At 39.3% G+C, this 14,974-nt stretch carries 14 protein-coding genes and 1 pseudogene; 2 read left to right on the plus strand and 13 right to left on the minus strand.

Annotated elements, in window-relative coordinates:
* Nucleotides 1-12: 12 nt before the first annotated feature.
* The 10 genes and pseudogenes from EGS71_RS06680 to EGS71_RS06725 form a co-directional block, all read right to left on the minus strand.
* Nucleotides 13-591, minus strand: a complete 579-nt coding sequence (locus EGS71_RS06680; protein ID WP_002010194.1) for a glycoside hydrolase family 19 protein — start codon at nt 589-591, stop codon at nt 13-15.
* Between the two features lie 43 nt (nt 592-634).
* The gene (locus EGS71_RS06685) at nt 635-1,024 is read right to left on the minus strand and encodes a hypothetical protein (protein WP_002009787.1); all 390 of its coding nucleotides are present in this window, start codon (nt 1,022-1,024) and stop codon (nt 635-637) included.
* Between the two features lie 62 nt (nt 1,025-1,086).
* Complete coding sequence (locus EGS71_RS06690; protein WP_002009924.1) at nt 1,087-3,576, minus strand: phage tail protein; 2,490 nt, start codon at nt 3,574-3,576, stop codon at nt 1,087-1,089.
* Complete coding sequence (locus EGS71_RS06695) at nt 3,573-4,001, minus strand: C40 family peptidase (protein ID WP_025464968.1); 429 nt, start codon at nt 3,999-4,001, stop codon at nt 3,573-3,575. Before EGS71_RS06695 ends, EGS71_RS06690 begins: the two co-directional genes overlap by 4 nt.
* A gap of 306 nt (nt 4,002-4,307) precedes the next feature.
* A complete protein-coding gene (locus EGS71_RS22765; protein ID WP_002009918.1) occupies nt 4,308-4,511 on the minus strand; it encodes an acyltransferase family protein in 204 nt (67 codons plus the stop codon).
* An 85-nt stretch (nt 4,512-4,596) separates the two neighbouring features.
* Entirely contained in the window at nt 4,597-5,532 is a 936-nt protein-coding gene (locus EGS71_RS06705) for a hypothetical protein (protein WP_002010405.1), read from the minus strand.
* Nucleotides 5,533-5,534: 2 nt separating this feature from the next.
* Nucleotides 5,535-7,496 carry an exo-alpha-sialidase gene (locus EGS71_RS06710; protein WP_002009735.1) on the minus strand — a complete coding sequence of 654 codons (1,962 nt, stop codon included), beginning with the start codon at nt 7,494-7,496 and terminating at the stop codon, nt 5,535-5,537.
* Between the two features lie 61 nt (nt 7,497-7,557).
* A complete protein-coding gene (locus tag EGS71_RS06715; RefSeq protein ID WP_002010143.1) occupies nt 7,558-8,415 on the minus strand; it encodes a DUF2163 domain-containing protein in 858 nt (285 codons plus the stop codon).
* Nucleotides 8,412-9,056, minus strand: a complete 645-nt coding sequence (locus EGS71_RS06720) for a DUF2460 domain-containing protein (RefSeq protein ID WP_002010125.1) — start codon at nt 9,054-9,056, stop codon at nt 8,412-8,414. Before EGS71_RS06720 ends, EGS71_RS06715 begins: the two co-directional genes overlap by 4 nt.
* 10 nt (nt 9,057-9,066) lie before the next feature.
* Nucleotides 9,067-9,693, minus strand: a pseudogene (locus EGS71_RS06725) (phage tail protein); the annotation flags it as partial.
* 88 nt (nt 9,694-9,781) lie between these two features.
* Between EGS71_RS06725 and istA the strand changes: the two are divergent.
* Nucleotides 9,782-10,807, plus strand: a complete 1,026-nt coding sequence (gene istA / locus EGS71_RS06730; RefSeq protein ID WP_002009888.1) for an IS21-like element ISEc57 family transposase — start codon at nt 9,782-9,784, stop codon at nt 10,805-10,807.
* Complete coding sequence (gene istB / locus EGS71_RS06735; protein ID WP_001053381.1) at nt 10,807-11,580, plus strand: IS21-like element ISEc57 family helper ATPase IstB; 774 nt, start codon at nt 10,807-10,809, stop codon at nt 11,578-11,580. Before istA ends, istB begins: the two co-directional genes overlap by 1 nt.
* A 56-nt stretch (nt 11,581-11,636) precedes the next feature.
* Here istB and EGS71_RS06740 read toward each other — a convergent pair whose 3' ends face one another.
* The 3 genes from EGS71_RS06740 to EGS71_RS06750 all read right to left on the minus strand — a co-directional run bounded on the left by EGS71_RS06740 (nt 11,637) and on the right by EGS71_RS06750 (nt 14,956).
* Nucleotides 11,637-14,063, minus strand: a complete 2,427-nt coding sequence (locus tag EGS71_RS06740) for a hypothetical protein (protein WP_002010345.1) — start codon at nt 14,061-14,063, stop codon at nt 11,637-11,639.
* A 94-nt stretch (nt 14,064-14,157) separates the two neighbouring features.
* Nucleotides 14,158-14,658, minus strand: coding sequence for a zinc ribbon domain-containing protein (locus tag EGS71_RS06745; RefSeq protein ID WP_001229359.1), 501 nt, complete (start codon nt 14,656-14,658; stop codon nt 14,158-14,160).
* Nucleotides 14,659-14,728: 70 nt separating this feature from the next.
* A complete protein-coding gene (locus EGS71_RS06750) occupies nt 14,729-14,956 on the minus strand; it encodes a hypothetical protein (RefSeq protein WP_002009752.1) in 228 nt (75 codons plus the stop codon).
* Between the last annotated feature and the right edge of the window lie 18 nt (nt 14,957-14,974).

Consider the following 14,974-nt stretch of genomic DNA (forward strand, 5'->3'; position numbering starts at 1 on the left):
ATATTAAAGCTTTCATGACATCCAACTTTTAACTTTGACTAGATTGGCTTTACGTTCAACTAAGCCATTTGTACCGCCATTAATGCGACGGGTTATAGTTATAACGTCATCACGATCTGCAAGTTCATTCAATCCGTTGTTAGACCAGAATTTACAAGCGACTAGCAAGCCGATACTGGGAATTGCTACAAGTTCCGGATGTGATTCAAAATCAATGCCCAATGCTCGACCATATTTTTGATAGTTTTCACGTCCAGTCAACTGGATGGGACCACGCCCTTTAAAACGCACTCCATCGCCAGCCATAATATTGCCCAAGTCTTTACGACCTTCATAAGCTGTACCACTTGCGATTTCTTCCATGTATCGAAAATTACCCGACTCATGTGCAAGCTGTGCAATGAAGTGAGCAAAGCGCAACTCATTGTAGAGAATTGCATAATCTTTGAAGTGTACGTTAGCTGCTAATGCCAGCTCTTCAGCTCGACTTTGATTTGCGCCAAGTTTCTTAAATAAGGCTGTAAGAGTGCCGCGCCCTATCTTCCCATCAGCTGCAACACCGAGAGACTTCTGTAAATTGATAAATTTCATTTCACTCTTCCTAATATAATAAAAAAACCGCCCGAAGGCGGCATTAGGTGTTTTCAATGTCTTTTCTGGCTTTCTTAAACTCTTTAATCACTTCAACAATCGTTTTCCCTTCCTGTTTATCTATGAAATTAAAAATCCAACGGACTAAAGCCCAACCAGGTAAACCACAAACAAAGAAGAACCCACCAAGTGCAATCATCCCCCATACATCAGTAACCCATTCATGAAGCCCCCACTTCACAATAATGAATGAGCCACCAGCCAAACTTGATACAACCGTACAAATCAAGCCTACGGCCCACTCTTGTGGTGAGCGTGGCATACGCGTCATTAATACAACTGCTGCAACTAAAGCGACCGCTAAAGTCACCATGATTGCTGCACCATAAAATTTTAAAATTGCTGTTAAACCGCTTGTAGAAACTGGTTCCATGCCTTTTGCTCCAGAAGTAGGCAAAAAAAAGCACCCGATCGGGTGCTATGTAAAAATTTAAATTAACCTTCAGAAGTACTTTGAGTAATCTGATTTGTATAGTTCCAGACTGTGTTTTCCCATACATCTCGTGCAGCAACACGAATGTAATATGGAGTAGTTGGTTGTAGTCCTCCAAATGTAGTTGTTAAATCTGTGCCGGTCCACGTAGGCGGCATTTGTGTAGGATCAAAATTAGGAGTAGGACTTAGCCACACTGCATAATCTTTCAGGTCTGGTACTTCGCTCGGTACCCAATTCACTGTAATAGAATCTACCGTAGCAGCTGTATAAACATTTAGAAGTACTGGCGGTACCGGATTGCTAATACTTAATTCAGCAAAAGTACTAATCTGGTCGCCGTTCTTACTTGCTACACGTATTGTATAAGCTCGTCCTACTCCATCAGTCTTAGCTTCTTCTATCGAATAGCTATAATCCGTATTGGTTGTGTCAACTTGACGAATCATAGCCCCATTAGACCAGACCTGAACACGATAGCCATCTGCACCAGTTGAGCTTTGCCATTGAACCTTGAAAGTGGTACCAACAAACGGTGATTGAAGGGAAAGACCTTTAACACCTGCTGGACGTCCACCAGATAATGTATAGCTATAAGCTGTTACCTCATCTAATGTTTGTTCTTTGCGCTCCAATCCGTTAAAACTCGTGAACTTTAAGAAGATCTGCTTACCCACCAAATTTTCATTATATGGATATACAAAAATAGCCCGATCAAGACGTACAAAAGGCTCACCAGCGTTATGAACCTGAGCATCATCAAAACGCCCACGTAGCACATCACTTAAGGCATAAAGACCAGATCCGTTTAAGGTGGCCACTTGATAATTAAAATACTCGTCACCTACTTTACAAAGCGTTTGATCGGCTTGAGCATCTTGTAGGGTTCCACTGAAGATACGACTTGCTGTATTGAGCTCAACTTGCAAGGCAGTATCATCTGCATCAATTGCAGTAACTAGTTGGCCGTATCGTGCGGATCCGTAGATAGTCCCGATCATTTCATAAGTCGTATTATCAAGACTTACCCATACATTACAGCCACCCCAATTGATGCCACCAGACACCGCAACCCATACCTGATTTTTACCGTCTGTTAGATCTAACGGAGGCTCAAAAATAGCTGGAGCATTCACATTACCCGGCTCTTCATTACCGCCTTGATAACCATTAGATGCTTGTGAATCGTATTCAATAGCAGATCTTGAACCTATGGCCAGCTCCTCAGCAGTAACCGTTAACATGCCTCCCTCATCCTCCTCAATGCGTGTAATACGTACAGGAAACTGATTTAGGCCTAATGCTTCATCAGTAATAGTAACAACATCCATAGGTTCCAAGCGGCAGTACTTCCAGCCTAAATCAAATTCATACTCGTTACGAACATAAAGCAGTCGTTGTAAGCGAAGCTGTGCAGCATGACGGGCTATTTTAGGTTCACAGAAATAATGACATTCCACAGGATCTTCGGTACGTAGGCCAAACATTTCAATATTCGCTTGATCCTTAGCTTCAGTAGTTTCTGTGTTGTACTGGTTATATCGATTGATGTATTCGATCTGCACATGATTATAAGCATCTGTATCACGGCTACGGCGAACTCGCACCGGTTCATCATCGCTAATAAAATCATCATCAGTTAAGTGATAAACCGGTGTGAGATCCGGAGTAAAAGTAACGCCGTTTCCAGTAATAGCTGAATCGCCAAAAGAACGGATCTTTAAACCATCTGGACTTGGTACCACAGCACAATTTACAGCTTCGACAATCTCGTTGATTGTTTCATATGCTGGGCGCTGTTCTGTGAATGCGGGACTAATTAAAAGATTGGCAGCTCGGCAGTAAGTGCGAAACTCTTCTAAATCAGCCATATTTAAATTAGGCGCAGCCCCGTACCGGGGATGTGTAATAAAATCTTCAATCACATCAGCTGGATTAGCATCATCAATGGTATCCGACAAGGTAATTGTACTAATCACCTCAAAGTTATGATTTGAAAGGCTGGCGCTATTCCCCATCTCATAATTCGCGCATGCAACATATCCCAAAAATGGATAGTTAATTGCCTGATCCGGATGCTTTGAAACAAGCCAGCCCCAAGGAGGATTATTATTGCCATCAAATAGTTCAAACTTTAACTGGTCGATAGGATCTAGCGTAATTGATCCTTCCTGCTTTGGTATGTACTGTTCTTTATCAACCCATATCAAGCCAATCCTTTTAATCTGATTCTCACACAAGCCAAGCATGAGCGAAGCACTATAACTAAATGTAGTATTGCTGATTTTAGTGCCCCCACCCTTACCGCCTGATTTCTCGACCGTAGTGTGAGGCGTTGCCAAGAAATCCCCGTACCAAAACATGTTTGCCGCCACACGAGTTTTACCATATACCAATGGCTGGCAAAGCCCGTAAGCTGATTGTTGAATCCGCATAGAGTTAATACGGGTATCTGACGTACTAATTGTTGTACTACCAAAAACACCACTCATTCTTTTAGCCTCTTCATACGAAAAAACCCGGCAATTCGCCGGGCTAAACTTCCTTTTGTTCCATCTTGGATTATGACTCCTTGATGGATATAACTGTGAATGACCTGAGGCCACTCAATAACAATTGCACCATGACTGATACATTTGCCAAAGTGGTATAAAACAATATCACCTGGTTGAGGTGGTCCTTCTATCTTGTCACATACACCTAAGATGAGTTCTAAATAACGCTGCCCCATCTGGTGCATGTGCCAGTCTGGTGGATATGGCCGTGGGTCCAAATGATCCATGAGACCTACTTTTTCGTAGACCTCACAAATCAATGTACCACAGTCCACACCAACCCCCTTAACACGGCCTTGGTGATGATATGGTGTGCCCAACCATGTTAGAGCCTCTTCAACTGCTCGCCTTCCAGTACTCATTGTTTGCTCCATAAAAAAAGCCCCAATAAAAATTGGAGCTTTTCTACGTTAAACCCAGTGCTAGTCACATAATTTGATTTTCAGCATGCTTTTAAATAGCCAAGCGCCTATTCCCAGCAAAAGAGCGACCATTAAAAAAGTTTTATCAAAAGTCACAAAACCAAATAGTAATGTAAAATTTAAGAAAATCTTATAAATATCAAAATCATTGTGAATTATAAAGTTAATTCCTGCTATTACAGCAATTGCCACCCAAAGCAATGGTAAAAGTCTAAACAGTCTTCGAACAAAGAATACAATAGATGTCTAGAAATCTTTTATAAAACGATTGTAAATAATTCCCATGCTAAGACCTGATAATACAAAGAATATTGAGACTCCATAAATTCCAAAATTCCCAAGAGTACTACCAGCTTCAGGATGAAATAGCTTCCAACTAATAAGATGATAGATCATGATTGCGAAAGCCATTAACCCTCGCAACCAGTCTAAACTTTCATATCTTTTCATGTATTTCTTCTTTGTTTTAAAACAAAGAAGAAATACATGAATATTAAATTAAAAGTCACCTTCAAGATTATGCAAAAATTAACAATTAATGTGGAAAAACTACATAATATTTATCGTTAATGCGCTCACTGATTTTAGTCAATTTTTCAGAATCTGTGTTTACTAAAACCCAGTTCTCAAAGAAATGCCCTATAAAATATGATGAGGCCTGATCGCCATTTGCAGTAATGCTTGATCCAAACCAAAAACCTAGATTGTTTTTCTGGGTTTGCAATTGAGTTACTGTAACGTCAGATGTGACTAGTACGCCATTATTAAAAGCCTTCAATCCAGCCGAGTCAGCATAAATAGAAAGTGGTTTTGCACTCTCATACCCAGTTGTAACATTTGAGCCAACAGAACCAGTTGCACCCCAAGCTGAAGCGAAATTTGTCCAGGATTTCAATGTTGTATTATTTGAATCTGGTCGACTAAGTGTCCACGCCGCTGCTGTGTATGGGCTTGCCGCACCACTTGGACTATTAGCATCATGATCAATTTTTGAATACAGTAGCCCTAATGCAAAGGTTGTTGAACTTCCGTAAGATGCTAGTTGTGGAACCAAATATGCTGTAGCAGCACCGAAAGCATTAACATCGGAAACTGTACCAACAGAATGCATATATGTAGTCATTGTGCCGGCAAAATAAACAGATGGCACAGTAAGATTACTATTTAATTTTGCTGGAATAGTTCCATTCGTCACAATCATGTCTCCTGATTCATTAAAAATACTATAGAGTTTTGACACATTGCCAGAGTTTTTGTCATATTTAATTCCCCAAGCAGGGTTTACTGCGCTAAATACTTCCCCTTCAGAAATGCCATTAGCATAAATAAAACTAAAAACATCTAAGAGGGCATTCGTATCATAAATAATGCCCCCATCAGCAACTACACGATTTATATAGAAATTAATATCAGGTAGATCAATGATATTATCTACTGCATTTTGTGATTTCAAAACTAATTGACCAGCCATAATTAAAGCTCCTGTGCTTGTTTGCCAGTGTTGGTTTCATTGATAGATAAAATCTGACATTTTAGTGAGGTGACATAGTCCGCCTCCCACAAAACAAAACATTGTGTTGGCGATAAACGTTCTATACAGCTATAAACAGATGTAATATTCGTATTTGCTACGTCATATTCGTGGGTCCAGTCAGAACCACCGTTAAAAGAAGTGAAGAGTTTTAGGTTTTTGCGACCGATTGAATAAGTTCCCACATAATGAAATTTGGCATTGCTTTTATCAAACTTATTTTGAGCTTGAATAAGTCCGCTCATGATTGGAGTTTCACAAAGCTGATTATGTGGAGTGAAAGGAGTTAATTTAAAATCGCCATCAAGCAACTTGCTCCAAGTTTTTGTGTTGATTCCCGTGACTTCTCTTCGTATACAGAAAAGAATATCTCCATTTACATCTTCAGCGCACTGTACCTCATTACTCATTGTTTCATTGTTGAACGAGCCATCATGCCATGTCTCGCCATCATCATCGGAATAAATGTAACCTGCTCGAAATTCTTCGGTTCTATATCGCACACCAGAATACCAAACAGGGAAAATTATACGTCCACGATTAGAGCCAAAACGTTTTACAAGTCCTTGTGAGCACGGACAAAGTAAATTGTAAAAAGGCATATTTAAAAAATGCCCTATATCTTCATATTCTGACCATGTAACCCCATCATCGTCTGAGTAACGTTTATATAAGGCATGACTTGTAGTGCCATTGCGCTTTACATACAGAACGATAATACGTCCCGAATCAAGTTTCACAGCACAAGCATTCATAAATGACCAACGCTTGTTATTTTCATCAACATAAGTACTGTGTAGCGATTGCAAATTAGTTGCCGACACAGTCAAATTATCTTGATCAACTGTTAGCGTTACTACACCCTGCGAATTCTCGCCAAAGTCATCACCATCCCGTCTCGCTTCAAAAAAACATAAATATTTGTTAACTGCTATCCTTGTTATAGCTGGGATGCGGAGCATAGTTACAGGGTGTGGGAAAATACCAGAATCATTAACTTGAGCTGCTGTGATAGCTGTTAGTGTTGTACTTGATTGGGAATTGGTAAGTTGCTCAAGTACATTATCTGCATACTCGGCACCGGCAGCTGAACTTAGACTCTGTGCTAACTTTGATGTAATTTTTTTGGAAAGTAAGGCTTGCTCAGTAAGATTACCAATTTTCGGTATAAATAAATCTTTATTCTGATTCAGTTTTATTAAAGGCAAGTTATTTACATCATTAAAAACGAAATAATTCTTCCCATTATTTTTAAAAACCATGCTTTTTAAGGTATTCAAAGCATCAGACATTAAACTTAATTTATATTTTCCTATGTTCACATCAAGAGCTTTATTAATACTAAATACTGGTACATTATTAAAATCTCTAATTTCAATAATATTTGATCCAGCAGTAATACTTAAGAGACTATTTAGAAGTTCGACATTTTGATTCAATGAATTGATATATGTTGCAATATCTTTTTTTAACCCTTTAATCCAAACAGATCCATTCTTATAAATATTAACAATAGGAGTATTATTTCCATCTTCCAAACTAAATAACTTCATAAATGAAGTTCTAATCAAGGCACGCGCATCAACATATTCTTTTGAAATATTGATAGCTTGTGTCTTAGGATCATATTGAGATTTTTTTAATGTGACTCCATCCCAATTATATGAACCATTCTTGTTCGGATCTGGATCATTCCCAACTTCAATGATTGTTCCGGCAGGCAAGGAGGTTTTGATTGTATCCGCGGTTGCATAAGTATCTACGCCATAGTGCCCCGCTCCTATTGCTGAAACTCTCCCGTCCAAGTCTCCAAGGAAATCGATAAGTTGAGTTTGCGCAGCCTTAAAACCACTCTCAGTTACATCTGAACCCACAAATGCTTCAGCACTAGGTAGTTCTGCCATTTTGACCTCCAAAATGAAAAAGCCCTGCTATATTGCAGGGCTTTGGTCTATTTAAAAGTAATTAAACTGAAGTTTCGGGCACCGGAACAAATGGAGAACCACGGAACCGAGCTCGATTATTAAAACGATTTATACAAGTTTCTAAGCACTTATCACATCCCGGATAAACACGAATTGCTTCACCAATTGCTGGCATTTCTAAAAGTGGCAAAGTTAGAAGTAAAGCACCTGTTTCATGTAGGCGTACAGTGCGTTTAATTCCAATATTTACCCCCTCTAAAAACTCTACAACACCTTGAGTAAACCACCCTTGTGGCTGGCTTAGTTCACATAGAATCCTGTTAGGCGTGCTATTTGCTGCAATAGTTGTATTAACGGCAAAATCAGCACTTTGTAAGCCACAAGCGCTATCAAACAAGGTGTTTAAGCAACCTGGTTGATAAAGGTTGCGTGGCATCTGAAGTTTTAATCCGTCAACATCTGAAACCACACTAGCTTTAATTTCGTAACGGTCAAACTCTGGCTCTACAATTCGACCTTCAAATAAAACCAATGTGCCGGCACTTGTATCAGTTGGTGTATGAGCATCCATAAAGATACGCTCTAACTTAAATCGCGCACCATCAAGCACACCATTATGAAATGCTTGAGCCACTGGTACTTCTCCAAATTTAGTAGTTTCATTTGTACCAATCGTGATAGATAAATTATCTACTTCAATGCCTAAAGAAAGACTAATACCCTCACGACTTATAATTGGACCTTGTGACGAAAATACTTTACCGCCCACGGTTAAATCAAAGTCATAGTTTGTAAAGCGATACGCAATGCCCTGAATTGTGGTAATCGTATATAGATCAGCCATTATGAATTGATCTGCATCTAACAGGGCAATAAGTTTCTGGGATGCTTGTCTCATATCTTATTTCCTAGTGAACCAATCAACTCAACTTTTCCAATTTTCCAAAGCTTATGCATAAAGTTGACATATTCTTGTTCATCATCTTTAAATCTGCACCGATAATAGAAAGTTCCAGATATGGTGAATTTTTGTCCTATTTGTAAAGGGGCAGAAAAAATTACCTTTCCATTTGCGTTAATACCAAAACCTGTATACCACATTAAATTATTGTCATTACTCCACATTAACTTTGAAGAATTTTGACCCCACATCTTAGGATCTCTGACTTCACTATTATCTGCTTCAGTATTTCCCAATAAAAGCTTAGCTGACCCAACCTGTTTAAATAATTGATATTCCGTAGAACCATCGCCAATAATTGTGCATGTGAACTGATTATCATCAGGCATTTTGTAAAGAAACGAATCAAATGAACCACGGCGCTCTAAAAAGAATCCTTCTAACTGCTGTAATTCTTGCCTGCCTTTCGACTCTCTCAAAAATGCATATGACATTGAAATTTCATACTTGGGTACAGCCTGATAGCTTGCCCGTAATTCACGACCATTTATGGATGTCATAATTTTGGTGTTAAAAATGGGACTCTTTGACAAGTCCCACTCCAAACCGGGTAATTCAGGAAAAAATACATCTGACATGCACTACTCCTTATTTCCCAAAACTGCGGCTATAGCCCTTAAGTCCACCAGCCAAATCACGGCCATGTTTCTTCATAAAGTCTCTAACTCCTTTGGCATCAATGGCATTAATGTTGAAAACAGTGGCACCACCTCCCCCGCCTTCAGCAACCGCAGCAGCTCCAAAACTTGCCCCATTGCGTAATGCGTTACCCATTTCACGAATGGTATTCGCATGTTGTGAAGGTAGAACCATTTCATCTTCATGCAGTTGAGTAACAGGATTCACACCGGATGGAATGTCGTAACCGCCTCGAGCAGATTTAATCTTGCCCGCTAGACCAGCAACCAAACCAAAAGCAGCCGCACCAGCACCAACGGCTAAAATTGGACCGACATATGGAATTGCGACCATTGCTTTAAAAGCTCCGGCCATCGCTTCCCATGCCGACATCATGATGCCTTTGATAGCTTCAGCAGCTTTTAAACCTAAACGAGCTAAACCACCTGCTGCAGTAACGCTGGTACGTGTTGCTTCACCTGCAATGGTTGCCCCTGTTTGAGCAGCTTGGCCAGAAGCTTCTGCTGCTGTTTCAGCACCGACAAAGCCAAGTTTACGAGCCAATTTAATAGCTTGAATTCTTAGCCATCCTTGCAGTGTTAGCGGCAATGTAAAAATGACCCCCCAACAGCATTTGAAAATTGACCCCCTTGGTTAATATAGTGGTCTTTTTGGACTGCTCAACATGTTAACTTTGGAGCAAGCAGTGACAATCCAAATACTTCATCAACAAGGTCAATCTATTAAGGCAATTAGCCGCGAACTCGGTATTTCTAGAAATACTGTGCGTAAATATTTACGATCTCAAGTAACACCTAAATATCAACGAACACAATCTAAAGTGAGTATTCTTGAGCCTTATAAACCGTATTTAATCAAACGTGTAAATGCCGCCGATCCAGAATGGATACCGGCTGCAGTGTTGTATCAAGAAATCTTGCAAAAAGGCTACACGGGGAAAATTAGAACACTACAAAATTATCTCAATACATTAAAGCCAACTAAACAACCAGAGCCGATTAAGCGATTTGAGACTCAACCAGGTCAACAAATGCAGGTTGATTTCACAAAAATTCGACGTCATCACACCACATTAAAAGCATTTGTTGCAACTTTGGGATACTCTAGAGCAACCTTTGTTAAGTTTTATGATCATGAACGTTCTGATGCATGGATTGATGGCTTAGAAAGTGCTTTTCAGTTCTTTGGTGGTGTTCCTAAAGATGTATTATTTGATAATGCTAAGGCCATTATGATTGAACGTGATGCTTATCAAGATGGTCAACATCGCTGGAATGCTAAATTACTTGATTGTGCTAAGAAATATAACTTCCGACCACGTGTTTGTAAGCCATATCGTGCGCAAACAAAAGGTAAAGTAGAACGCTTTAATAGTTATTTGAAATCAAGTTTTATCGTGCCATTAAAAGCAAGTTTAAAGGTGGTTGACCTTAGCTTAGATGTTGATATGGCAAATGCCTATATTGGTCGATGGCTTAGTGAAACAGCAAATCAACGCATTCATGCAACAACTAAAGAAAAACCAAGTACTCGTTTGCTTGAAGAACAACAATATTTTTCTTCATTACCTTTATTTAATGATGGTTCTAAAAAATCTGTAATTGATGATGTTAGCCCATCATCACTCATACCTCATGAGAGTGTTCAACACCCCTTATCAATCTATGATGAATTACTGGAGGTTTCTTAATGAATTTACAGTATGAGCGTATTGAACAGCTTTGCCGTCAGCTTGGTCTACAAACAGTGGCATCACAATGGTCACATCATGCACAACAAACCTTAGCAAAGGATGGCAGTTATGCAGATTTCGTTGAAGCTATGCTATTACATGAATACACAGCCAAGCAGCAACGTAGTCAACAGATTCTTTTACAACTTTCAGGTCTTACTCAAATCAAAACGTTGGAGGCTTATGATTTTAATTATGCTTTAGGTGCTCCAAAGTCGCAGTTGCTTGAACTATTTAATTTAAGCTTTATTCCAAGAGCTGAAAATGTTGTATTTATTGGTGCAAGTGGTGTTGGGAAAACACATCTATCAATGGCTTTAGGCTATAAGGCAATTATGAATAATATTAAGACTAAGTTTATTACTGCAGCTGATTTAATGTTGCAACTTAGCCTAGCTTATCAACAAGGTAAATTAAAAAACTACATGCAACGTGTTGTACTTGCTCCAAAGTTATTGATTATCGATGAAATAGGATATTTACCATTTGGTCGTGAAGAAGCAAATTTATTTTTTAATGTTATTGCCAAGCGCTATGAAAAAGGCAGTACGATTTTGACCAGTAATTTACCATTTAGCCAGTGGTCTAAATCATTCGCAGATGATGTTACTTTGACAGCAGCAATGTTGGATCGTTTATTACATCATTGTCATGTTGTACAAATATCTGGGGAAAGTTATCGTCTAAAAGATAAAAAGAGAGTAGGAATTCAACCACAAATTGAGTCTTAATAAATCATCAAAGGGGTCAATTTTACTTTGCTGTTTTAAGGTAAAAGGGGTCAGTTTTAAATTGCCGTTGACAGCAGCTCTTTAGTAGCTGTTTGCAAGGCAAATGCTCCCATATCAGCAAGCACTGCTTTAGTGGCATTACTCCAAGTCAAGGTGCCATTCATAAGGGACTGAATGCCTTGATCCCAAAGGTTGGCAAGACGAGAAGTAAAGCCACCAAACTTAGCCTCAAAGTCTTTCATTTCCGCATCACTGATTAAGCCCATAGACTTAGTGTCAGCAACTTTCTGGTCTGTCTCTAAATCAGAAATGTTGTTGGTGATTTGGTTTTGGTTACCTTGTTTGCCTGTAATGTTGGTCTGCTCATTTTCCAAAGCCAAACGCTCTAAAAGACCTTGCCGCTTAATTTCGCGTAACTGATCTTCTAGCTGTTTTTCCAACTGAACTTTACGGACATTTGAAATTTTCTTGGCATCAAATTCAGCCTGAATTCGAGCTGCTTCAATTTCATAAAGTCGTTGTGCTTGCTGTTGATAATTGTCGATCTGTTCTTCACGAGCTTTTTTGTATTCCTCAAACTCTTTTAAACGGATAGCAATAATCTTGTCTGAAGCATCCTTCTCGGCTTTGACTTTTGCAGCGGCTTTTTCATCTGCAGTCATCTTGGATTTTTCAATCTCTTCCAGTGCCTTTTGCAGATCTAAAGCGACTTTCTTTTCTTCGGATGCATATTTATACCGAATATCAGCCAGCGCTTTAGCGGCTTGCTCCGCTTGTCGTTGACGCTCTTTAGCCTCTTGCTCAGCTTTTGATTTAGCCGATGATTTAGATCCACCTTTCTCGTCCTTTTCACCAGTACCAATACCTAATTTTGTATTAGGTGGTGCAGTTCCTAAACCAAGCTTAGGAGGTTTTGGCGGTTCGACTGGTTTGGTCGGATCCTTAAATACATAGTTGGTAATCTTCTGATTACCCGCTGTTGTAACCTCAAGAATTCGCTTACCTGCTGTGACAAGTGAATTTGCTGCTGTAGTGGCTCCTGCATTCCAAGAGTTTTTCAGGTCAGCCATGCGGCCTTTCATTTGATTGGTATAACGTTCTGTAATCCCGCCTAATTGAGATAATCCACCTTCCCATGCAGCTTTTGCGCCTGAGAAGTTAAAATGGAGGATATTATTAACAACACTACCAAATGTTTGAAACTTAACTTGTAGTACATCCAAACCATACTGAATAGTACTTCGTACCATATCAAAGCCAGCCATAAGGCCATTAAAAGCAATGATTAAAGCTTGGCATACCGTGACTACAACGGCGCGAATAATTGCAAATGCAGATTGAACACCTACCTGAAAGCCTGTAACCACTACACCTAAAGCACGCAGAACCACAGATATTGCATCCATGAAACCAATCTGAGTATTAGCATCGTCTCCGATACTTCCAGTTAAGTCGCTCCAGATTCCCCCGATAGTTGTAAACTGCTCACTTAGAATGCTAAACAGGCTTTCAAAAATTCCAATAATCGATTTAATTGAATCATCAATGGCATCCTTGGAATCAACTGCAAAAGTTAAAAATTGATTAGCTAATTCAGTAAGGGATGGAGCTGCTTGTGCTGCAATACGGGTTAATACTCCTTGAAGTGTTGTTTGAACAGTCTCAAGGGACGTATTAAATTCTTTGGTAGCAGCTATGGCATCTTCACTCATGATTACGCCTAAATCATGAGCCTGTTTAGCGTACTCTTTTAATTTTTGACCATTGTTATCCAGTAATGGAGCTAATAATGTTGCATCGTTCGCAATGGCTTCCATATAGAAAGTCATTTCAGCCTGTGACACATTAGCTTTTTGCAAAGTCTGGTAGTACTTTTCTAGGATTTGCGGACCAGATAAGCCTTTAAATTGTTGGGCGGTGACACCGACTTTTGGCGCGATCTTCTCAAAGAAATCGGCCATCTCACCACCACCAGTTTGCATGAAGTCACCAAACTTATCGTTTACATCTTTCATGATGTCCGATAGCTTGTCCTGCTCCACGTTTACTTTTTTGGCAGCAAATGCCCATTCTTGAAATTCTAAAGTATTCGAGTTTGCTAATCGGGCTTGAATCTCTAACTCTTTGGAAGCCTTACCCACTGCAGATACAAGATCAGGAATTGCTGCAACCGCTTCCGCTGCACTTCTAGCAATCTCTTGGCCAATACCAAGAAAAAAACCGCCTCTGACTAAAGATAGGCCATTAGTCAGCGAGCTCTTAATATCATTGCCTACTGTCTTGAACTTATCAGAAAGGTTTGAGGCAAAGCCATTTAGCTCTGACCGTAGATTAGAAAGATCAAGTTTAAAATCAATGTTATGCCCAGTACTTTCAATCTTCTTGGCGGAATCTGAAACTATTTTTTCTGCATCTTGCATACCTTCCTTTAACTCGGAAGTTTTAGCACCAACATGCACTTCGACACGGTTATTATTTGCCATACACACCTCATAGGCATAAAAAAACCTTGCCGATGCAAGGTAAATTTGAAAAATAAAAAACCCCGTGTGAACGGGGTTATTTTCTAAAGAATATTTATTGAATTACAACTAAGTCAGTTATTCCACAACCTGACGATGCAGCTTGAGAATGTATAAATCCCATATTAAATTGTTTGACTGTTTTAGTTTCACCAGCTTTAACAATCTCATAAATTACTCGGCTATTGCTGTCGATCTTTGTTTTACTATTAGAATAGTGCTCACACTCTACAGTGATATCTTTAATGTCATATTTACTATTATTTTTGATTTTAAAATCAACCAACATGACACTATCAAAACCACCTTTTGACCAATCATAATCAAGTACAGTATTTTTTAATGCATCTTCTTTAGGTGACAATTCTCTAGTGCTACTTGATGAAGAAGATCCCTCTCCACCACCAGCAATAATGCCAATAATAAATAGAATAACAAATCCTAGAAAGATCCATTTTAATAAGGAGCGTTTTTTAACTTTTGCTCCACAACTTGGACAATTTTTAGCTTGAGTACTAACTTGTGCCCCACACTCTTTACAATTTGTTAAAGCCATTGATTTATCCTTATAAAGTTTAATCAACAAACTTTAACCAACGCTTACAAATAATGCAAACAGGGCAGCCTCAACCACCCTGCGGAAAATTCGACAAAACTTCCAACATATCGTCCTCGTCATCATCTGAAACGGTAATAGCTGGCGGAGTATCATCAATACCCATAAATGCTTCCAAAATACGGCAAAGGCGCTGTATTCCAATATGCGCGGGAGGGTTACTTTGCTGATACGCACTTAATGCTCTTAATCTAGGCAGGTCCATTTCATTACGTACATAGTCGTAATCTTTACCCATCGTTAGTACTAAATGCGT

The organism is Acinetobacter sp. FDAARGOS_559, from assembly GCF_003940475.1.
Lineage (GTDB): Bacteria > Pseudomonadota > Gammaproteobacteria > Pseudomonadales > Moraxellaceae > Acinetobacter > Acinetobacter baumannii.

Coding starts and splice junctions, on each gene's coding strand:
- EGS71_RS06680 (WP_002010194.1), bottom strand. CDS start 591: ATGAAATTTATCAATTTACAGAAGTCTCTCGGTGTTGCAGCTGATGGG.
- EGS71_RS06685 (WP_002009787.1), bottom strand. CDS start 1,024: ATGGAACCAGTTTCTACAAGCGGTTTAACAGCAATTTTAAAATTTTAT.
- EGS71_RS06690 (WP_002009924.1), bottom strand. CDS start 3,576: ATGAGTGGTGTTTTTGGTAGTACAACAATTAGTACGTCAGATACCCGT.
- EGS71_RS06695 (WP_025464968.1), bottom strand. CDS start 4,001: ATGAGTACTGGAAGGCGAGCAGTTGAAGAGGCTCTAACATGGTTGGGC.
- EGS71_RS22765 (WP_002009918.1), bottom strand. CDS start 4,511: ATGAAAAGATATGAAAGTTTAGACTGGTTGCGAGGGTTAATGGCTTTC.
- EGS71_RS06705 (WP_002010405.1), bottom strand. CDS start 5,532: ATGGCTGGTCAATTAGTTTTGAAATCACAAAATGCAGTAGATAATATC.
- EGS71_RS06710 (WP_002009735.1), bottom strand. CDS start 7,496: ATGGCAGAACTACCTAGTGCTGAAGCATTTGTGGGTTCAGATGTAACT.
- EGS71_RS06715 (WP_002010143.1), bottom strand. CDS start 8,415: ATGAGACAAGCATCCCAGAAACTTATTGCCCTGTTAGATGCAGATCAA.
- EGS71_RS06720 (WP_002010125.1), bottom strand. CDS start 9,056: ATGTCAGATGTATTTTTTCCTGAATTACCCGGTTTGGAGTGGGACTTG.
- istA (WP_002009888.1), top strand. CDS start 9,782: ATGTTAACTTTGGAGCAAGCAGTGACAATCCAAATACTTCATCAACAA.
- istB (WP_001053381.1), top strand. CDS start 10,807: ATGAATTTACAGTATGAGCGTATTGAACAGCTTTGCCGTCAGCTTGGT.
- EGS71_RS06740 (WP_002010345.1), bottom strand. CDS start 14,063: ATGGCAAATAATAACCGTGTCGAAGTGCATGTTGGTGCTAAAACTTCC.
- EGS71_RS06745 (WP_001229359.1), bottom strand. CDS start 14,658: ATGGCTTTAACAAATTGTAAAGAGTGTGGGGCACAAGTTAGTACTCAA.
- EGS71_RS06750 (WP_002009752.1), bottom strand. CDS start 14,956: ATGGGTAAAGATTACGACTATGTACGTAATGAAATGGACCTGCCTAGA.